1 protein-coding gene is annotated in these 404 nt (G+C 36.6%); it reads left to right on the forward strand.

All coding sequences use genetic code 11. The features are described 5' to 3' along the window. Window positions 1–81: 81 nt before the first annotated feature. The coding region (locus AB4Z50_RS36190) for a hypothetical protein (RefSeq protein ID WP_441887338.1) at window positions 82–404 on the forward strand (323 nt) is incomplete at its 3' end.

Raw genomic sequence — 404 nt, forward strand, 5'->3', positions numbered from 1 at the left:
GGGTATTGACGATGGATTTGGAGCAATAGCATTTATCCTTTTATCTATTAATAAACAGTGTTTCATTTAAATCTATAGGTTATGATTTTAACAATCTTTCGGTCAGTATTTTTAATCTTGGTAACTGTGCTGAGTTCTCAAGGCATTTTTTATATGCTAGGCAATGCCACAGCACTTCAACAGGTGAACACAGCTACGTTTGCTGAACAGCGTAACCTATTAGATGGAGTCATCGGCTCAAGGCTCATGTCTTTATATGCTATGTCTTTGATTTTTGGTATCGGATCTTTAGTTTTTATGAGGGCGCGCTATAAAAGTTTTGCATTTCTGGCCACTACAATTGCCTTGATAACTATTGTCGTCGATTTGATCATTGCTGTTCAAATCAATATCCCGATCAATAC

Source organism: Paenibacillus sp. 2TAB26, from assembly GCF_052115145.1.
GTDB lineage: Bacteria > Bacillota > Bacilli > Paenibacillales > Paenibacillaceae > Pristimantibacillus.